We start from the raw sequence: 7311 nt of genomic DNA, 5'->3' as shown, positions 1-7311 counted from the left end.
TATAAACAAAGTCATAGGACTAGGTATGCCCGTTAGAAGCTAACGGCTAGTCAAATATGGCATCGTTGATCTTCAAGCTGATTTGATCAACAACGCCATAAACAAATGAAACCAGTATAATATTACGGCTGTTGCAAAGCAGCCGTATTTACTATGAGTGTTCTATTAAAATACACGATTTATATCAGTCTGATTTTTTATTCTAGCCCTTTTCATGCGCTAGAAATTATTCCTGAGAATATGGAAGTGAAATTTCCAGGCATGTATATCTCTGGATCGGGTCAGAATGCGGATTCAAACCCAGCTAATAGTCAGGTTTATGTAGTTCGTTTTTATGTTGAAGGTGAGCCGGGTAAAAAAATCGTGGTTTCTCTCCCTTCCAAGCAATACCTAAATCATTCTCGTAAATCCAAGCGCCTGCGTATTAGAAAGTTTTATTTTGGTTGTGGCTTATCCAAGCGCGGTAGAGCCAAAATCAAAGGGAATGGAAGAAGCAAATTATTGTGTATTGGTGCGAAAGTGAAAATCGGCGCTAACCACCCCGCAGGCCTTTACACCAGTACAATCCCTTTTGAGGTCAATTATAAATGAAGTTGTTTATCTCATGTGTTCTCGGCTTAATCTTCACAGCACAAGCCTATGCTCAGCTACTCATCGCTCCGACTCGTTTTGTTTTGGATGCCGACACTTCGGTGACTGAAAAAATCGTCGTCGAAAATAACTCAGATCAACCGATTCGCTTGGAGATAAAACCGATTTATCGCCCTGTAAAGGCGAGTGGCTTGGTTAGAACTGACGCTAATATTGCTGAAACGGAAGACATCGCGAGTTGGATTAAAGTGTCACCACCAATAATTCGAGAACTTAAACCCAATCAAAGACGCACGGTTCGCTTACGTATGAATGCTCTGCCTGCTGACATGGCTGATGGTGAATATCGTGCTTACTTGTGGTTTTCCCCAATAGCAAAAGCCGCAGAGTTATCGGACATTGCGCTATCTTCAAGTAAAACCAACAGTGACGGTTCAGCCTTTCAACTGAACTTTCATATCAACAGTTATGTGCCTGTTTATGTTCAGAAAGGTGAGCAGGTACAAGATGTTAAGTTTACGTGTGACAACCAAAGCATCAAGATTCGTAACGATGGTAACTTTCAATTTACTGCAAAATTGAATGTCGATGAGCATAGCGAAAAAGTGGTGCTACTTCGTAATGCTGAACTAACTAAGCCTTTCCCAAAAGGCTCGAAGATCTCACTGGTTCAGAACGAACAGCCTCTGTACGAATGTGTTCTGTAGCGTTCGTTTCATTGTCTCAGAATCTTTAAAGGCTAGTGTTCAATTGCATGCTTTGGCGACTCTTTTTGCTTGCTTCATTGTTTCCTTTTGATGCGTATTCGCAATCTGAAGAAGAAAGTGAGGCGAGCGAGCTCTATCCAGCCCATGTTGAAGTTCGAGTCGGGAAAGCCGGGGATAGCTTTTATCGTGTCATGATGGATGACTACGAAGAGCCCTTTATTTCGATATCTAATGCCGCTTTTTATCTGCTCGAAATGAATGGTCAGTGTGATGAAAGCGGATATTGCGAATTGTACTTGCCACAAGATGTGGGCAGAGAATCTCCGCCGTATATTGTTGATACTGAACAAGCCATCTGCTACCGCGATGACAACAATATCCAGTCGATCAAATATCAAGTCATCGACTCAGAAACTTTCATTCATTGGTACAGCTTACAAGCTTGTATCCCGGCTAAAGTGCGTTGGGATATTGATGATTACCGGCTCACCGTTTCTCCAGAATTCAGCTCATTGACTGAGTTGGAAGCGGCTATTTCTAAGATGAAAAATGAATCACGTAAGAAGGCCGAGGATCTCAAACGAGCTGAAAACACGCCAGCTTTCGAACCTGTTGCCGCTGTGGGTTTGGCGACTCGGTTAGCGGCTTCTGTTTATCACGACAGTGAAACTGGCGGTGATGTATACGCAATCTCAGACACCATATTAAGCACTGAACACTCCTTGTCTCGCTTGTCGATTGATTCACGAGAAGATAACCCCATCGTTTATTACAACATTGCGGTTGAAGCACATGACGGCGAAGGGTCTTTGGAAGTCGGCCATGTGTTATTAGATGGCAGCGTCTTTACCGTGAATCAAACCCTCGAAGACGGGCTCTATTACACCAATCGAAAGCGACAGACAGAGTTCGGCAACCTTCAACTTGAACGAACCACTCAACCTAACATCAACATCGATGTTTTGGTTAATGGCATCTATCAAACCACTTATCGCTCTGATGAGTTTGGACGCTTCGTTGTTGAAGAAGACAATATTTCCCCTGGTGACACCATCAAGTTTCGCTACTACTTGTCGAAAGGTGTCTGGCAGGAAGAAGAGATCACCGTTGCCGGTTTAGAAGATGCATTTCTACCAAGCAACGAGTGGGGCGTTCAAGTGGTGGGAAATGAAGGTGCAGACCGAGCGGGTGCAGTGTCACTTGAATATGGGGTTGCCGATTACTTCACCGTGGGTAGCGCCTTTATGAGGCAGCATGGCAAAGACCTGATTGGCGTTCAAGGAAGATATTTACCAGCGCACTGGTTTGCGGGCCATATTGGTTGGCTACCAGAGTTCAATCGTTTTCCAATGGAGTTTGATATCTTGATCAACGGCGATCAGTCGGCATCGATAGAGCTCAATAAAACCGATGAATTGGACTTAGAGTCAATGGAATACGATGTTTTCAAATACAACCTGTCGCTTGCAAACCTAACAGCCTTTTTAACGGTGAGAGATGATGACGACGAATTGAGCGTTGAACCTAAGCTTAACTCGAAAGTGGCTCGTAATCTGTTTGTCTCATACGCCGGTGATTATCGATATACCAAAGCTTCTCACCAAGAAGACTATCTACACACTATTGGTTTGGCCAAAAGCGGTTTCTCAGATACGTCGTGGAATATTTCAGGAACCGTTGATGGCTCTGGTCATCATGAACGAACAGAACTGTCTTTAAGAAATGCCTGTAAAGAGTGTCTGTTAGATCCGTTGGAGGTTTTTCAAGAACTCACGACCAACGTATCGGCTCGCTATCAGAAACAGGAAGTTTCGTTTACGGCTTCCTTAGAAGCTCGTGTGAACCCTTACTTACTCTTTAAGTTTGAAGGAACCGAAGACCGATACGGTGTTGAGATGACAACCGAATTCGGCGCGAAGACTTACTTTGATGAAAGCATTGGTGAGTTTGTTGAGTGGAATCGATACAACCATTCTAAGCTGACGGGCATTGTTTACGATCACCACAAACAGCCCATACCAGGTGTAAGCCTTCAAATCTTGGACCAACGAGCGGTCAGTGATGCAAAAGGCCGATTTGAATTCTCAAGTGTTCCAGCTCGAGATAATCTACCTATCTATATTGATGAAGGGGCGCTCGACCTTAACCTGACACCGATTCAAAACCCTGTGTTTGTAAATACTAAGCAAGTCGGACTAACTCATGCTCATATCGAAATGGTGGTGTCATTTGGCGTCGATGGCACGGTAGAAGGTGACCTAGAAAACAGTGCTTATCTGCACTTTAAACATATCCAGAAAGGCACCGAGTATTCGAGCGAGATTGAGAGCGATGGCTTTTACATGGTAGAGGGGCTGATAGCGGGCAAATACATTGTGACTTTAGAAATGGGAGACAAGCGATACGTGCAAGGTGCCGACTTGAACGGCGATTTCTGGGTAAGCGACCTCACATTCAACCTCATCGATTTTCATAAGGTGTATTGATCTTTGCTGTTAGCTTCGGTTGAGCACACGCGAATTAAACTACAGTATTTCCTTATCTATTCTGACTCTGCAAATAGAATTAATGAGCTAATACATAAATGAAACTGAGGTTTTAACTTAAGTTGACGCTCTTTTTCATAAGTACAGTAACCCTATAATACGCACGTTACCCATACAAAAGAGTTATGCAATGTCTGTATTAAGCCATAGAAACAATCAAACAATCATCCCTTCGAAAACTGCAATCGTTAGACATGGGCTACCAAAAATCTCATTAGCTATTTTAGCTGCATCTCTGATTACGCCGATTACTGTGCATGCTCACGGCAACGTCGATATATCAAATGGATCGCAGATTGATGTGTATGTCGCTAATGAAGAGCATCATGGTCATGGTAGCTCAGACACAGAACAATCTTACGGTATTGAAGCGGTATGGATGGATGAAACCGGTTTATTTCTCTATGCGGAAGGTGAAACAGGTGCTCATGATTTCTACCAAGTAGGTGCTGGTCATTATTTTAAGCCTACTGACGAATTAGGGTTGTTTGCATACGGTGCATACGCTCAAGGTGGTTACAACGACAGCAATGAGATTCGTGCTCGTTTCGGTGCGGATTATCAAGTCAACCATGAGCTAACATTGAATGGTCGTATTGGATACGATTACGGCAACAGTAAAACTTCAATCTCTGGACATGATGGTTATATGTACAATGACCATCACCATGAATACGACCACTCGTCTGCAAATAGCCAAGTTGCCCGATTAGATGCTGGCTTTAATTATGAGTTAGGGCATGTTGCCGTATTTTCGTATAATTATGTTGTTCAAAAACAGTTGGAATCGAGCTTAGTTCAAGACAATGATACGAATCTTCATTACGAGGCTCGACTAACTTATACCGATACTGATCTTCAACCATACGTTGAATATCGTCATAATAATAAGGCGTTTGACTCAGACCATTTTGAAGAAAACGTAGTGCAATTCGGTGTTTCGTTTGCTTTTTAGCCACGTTTAACTCGCTACAATGTTTCGTAGGCAATGAGACTATTATGTTTGACCTTGTTACCTACGTTCGATTCAAAGTGTTTAAGGTATTGTTATATTTTTGATTCGTTAGCTGGTACTCCCTCCTGTTTAATCCGAGGGAGGCGAGAGTATCAATCGCACTTTCTGTTTCATGGTTAACTCTCGGTTCTTCAAATCTTTGAATATCGCCTTCCATTCTTGAAAGGTGACGATTATCGGGTTAAAACTGTTTACGGGCTTGGTGACGCCGTAACGCACGGTTTCAATCTCAGGCTCGAACGTACCAAACAATTTATCCCAAATGATCAAAACGCCGGCGTAATTCTTATCGATGTATTGCGGGTTTTTGCCGTGATGTACTCGATGATGCGAAGGGGTATTAAAGATGTATTCAAGTGGCCCCAAGCTTCGTATCCATTGTGTATGGACAAAGAACTGTAACCCCAGATTCAGAAGCACCACAAAGATGACCCACTTAGGGTCAAAACCTATGATGACCAACGGTATCCAGAAAAGCCACATCCCAGCAAGTGGATACATTAAGCTTTGACGGAAAGCCGTACTGAAGTTCATGCTTTCTGAACTGTGGTGTGCCACGTGTGCTGCCCACATCCAGCGAACACGATGGCTTGCTCTATGAAACCAGTAATAGCAAAAGTCTTGCAACACCATCAATACAACAAAACTCAGCACGCCCATTTCAATATCCATTAAGCGCCAACCAAACATCCAAAGATACAACTGCACGACCAATAACCCGGTGAGCAAATCGGAGAGTTGATGCATTCCTGCCAGCGTGAAGTTACACATCACTTCTGAAAGTTTATAGCTCGAGTTATCAGGCAGTCGACCTTGCTTCTGACCGATAAAATACTCAGCCAACATGCACACAATGAACAAGGGCGTTAATACCAGCAGTAGCCATTCTGGGTGATTGATTAATGCGTCGATATTCATGTTTTATCCTTGTTGAGACGCCATACGCGTTCTTAGTATCAAGCTTACTTAGACTTGATCGTCTGAGATTCAGTTAGCAGAATTTCGCTACCAGCGAGCAAAGTGATCTTCTGTAAGGCCAAGAACACCATCGAGTTGATGTGTCACTCCATTGTTGTCTTCAATCGAGCCAGAAAAGTGACCAATGAACTGACGAAAGTTACTCTTTAACAGCCATAAATTGAGCTTTTCGCTGCGGTTATTTAAGGGCGTGAAGGTCAGGTTTATACGTCCATCTTGTGATGTTATCTGCCAAGGCAAGTTCGTGTTTTGGCGACTGAACGTAAACTGTACCGGGTTAAGCAAGTGTCTGGTTCCATTTACCCATAACACGTTTTCGCAGCCTCCGGTTTCATTAACGCCCGCCGCGAGGTTTAGGCCAATACCTGTGCCATTAGATTGCGTATTGATGCTTGCCCAGCGCCAACTGGTTTCACGTCTCATGTAGCCCGCTGAAAAGTCATAACCGGCACGAGCTTGTTCGAGAACGAGTGATTCTCCCTTGATTTGGATTTCACCGCTGATGCGCAAAGCATTGTGCTTTTGGGTGTAAGTCCAACCTGAATAACCCGTTGGGCTGCACATCGCCAAGGGCAAGCTGTCGGCTTTAGGCTCTAAAGCGATATCGGCCTTGATGAGTTTGGTATTCAAGCGAACTTGCCATTGCCCGCCTTCAATATTAAAGGTGATGCTTTGGCCTGCAATGTTTGTCGTGCCGTCAAATGGCGAAGCGGTAACTTGTTTATCAAACCCTAATGGCCTCAACCAAGATGACTCTTCTAGATGGTTGTTTTCAATATCGTACAGATAACAAAATGCCGAGCCTAAATAGCGAATATCCGCGATAGCTACGCCGATAATGTGCGTGTCGGAGACGATGCTGACAAACTGGAATTGCTTGTAGTGGAAGTGCTTCTGCCAAAGATTTGCTTTTGCATCCATCGAGTTTCGGTAGTCAAAGTTCTCGATGTTCAGGTGCTTTGGAATGCCATCGAAATGCCCAATGATCGGCTGACCATTAGAATCAATCAAACTGTGTGGGGCAGGGTTAGTTTTTATCATTGCGATGGTTCACATAAATTTAACAATTAAAGCCATTGTGCGATGAGTAGCGTAGAATTGGGAGGTCATATTCGGACAATAGCGCGTGAGCAATCACGATTTTGTTAGCAGTGTTGTTGAAGCTGAGTAGTCATGTTTATGGGAAGGGGTTAGATATAAGGAGATTCGATTGGATATTATTGCGGAGTATAAGCCAACCGGACATCGGCATCAGTTGGGTACATTAGATATCGCGCTGCTGTTAAATACGCTAGAGCAACGAGGCGTCGATATTGAAAGGCTACTCAATGATGTGGGTTTGCCGAACATGGATTGGCGAGACCCGAATGGAAAGCTGACTTACGCTGATAAACTTGCGTTATTTAGCGCGGCTAATCAGAGTTTTCCTCACGATGGCTTGGGGCTTTGGATGGGAGAGCACGCTAGCTTGAGC

Annotated in this window: 6 protein-coding genes and 1 pseudogene; 5 read left to right on the top strand and 2 right to left on the bottom strand. The window is 43.7% G+C overall.

What is annotated here, in order from left to right:
* Positions 1-153 precede the first annotated feature (153 nt).
* The 4 genes from IQQ51_RS14465 to IQQ51_RS14450 all read left to right on the top strand — a co-directional run bounded on the left by IQQ51_RS14465 (position 154) and on the right by IQQ51_RS14450 (position 4799).
* Complete coding sequence (locus tag IQQ51_RS14465; RefSeq protein WP_122082941.1) at positions 154-591, top strand: DUF4402 domain-containing protein; 438 nt, start codon at positions 154-156, stop codon at positions 589-591.
* A complete protein-coding gene (locus IQQ51_RS14460; RefSeq protein WP_193841438.1) occupies positions 588-1298 on the top strand; it encodes a molecular chaperone in 711 nt (236 codons plus the stop codon). Before IQQ51_RS14465 ends, IQQ51_RS14460 begins: the two co-directional genes overlap by 4 nt.
* Positions 1299-1345: 47 nt before the next feature.
* Positions 1346-3784, top strand: coding sequence for a carboxypeptidase-like regulatory domain-containing protein (locus IQQ51_RS14455; RefSeq protein ID WP_193841437.1), 2439 nt, complete (start codon positions 1346-1348; stop codon positions 3782-3784).
* 190 nt (positions 3785-3974) lie between these two features.
* The gene (locus tag IQQ51_RS14450) at positions 3975-4799 is read left to right on the top strand and encodes a hypothetical protein (protein ID WP_228012869.1); all 825 of its coding nucleotides are present in this window, start codon (positions 3975-3977) and stop codon (positions 4797-4799) included.
* Positions 4800-4928: 129 nt separating this feature from the next.
* Here IQQ51_RS14450 and IQQ51_RS14445 read toward each other — a convergent pair whose 3' ends face one another.
* Complete coding sequence (locus IQQ51_RS14445; RefSeq protein WP_193841436.1) at positions 4929-5777, bottom strand: sterol desaturase family protein; 849 nt, start codon at positions 5775-5777, stop codon at positions 4929-4931.
* Positions 5778-5864: 87 nt separating this feature from the next.
* Positions 5865-6878: a DUF2804 domain-containing protein gene (locus IQQ51_RS14440; protein WP_193841435.1), complete on the bottom strand. Its 1014-nt coding sequence runs from the start codon at positions 6876-6878 to the stop codon at positions 5865-5867.
* A gap of 169 nt (positions 6879-7047) precedes the next feature.
* On the opposite strand from IQQ51_RS14440, the pseudogene IQQ51_RS27145 reads away from it, so the two are divergent.
* Positions 7048-7311 (top strand): annotated as a pseudogene (locus IQQ51_RS27145) (AraC family transcriptional regulator); the annotation flags it as partial.

This window comes from Vibrio sp. OPT18 (genome assembly GCF_015163615.1).
In the GTDB taxonomy this organism is placed as follows: domain Bacteria; phylum Pseudomonadota; class Gammaproteobacteria; order Enterobacterales; family Vibrionaceae; genus Vibrio; species Vibrio coralliirubri.
Note: the sequence above shows the minus strand (reverse complement) of the source record. Positions and strands in the feature narration are given on the sequence as shown.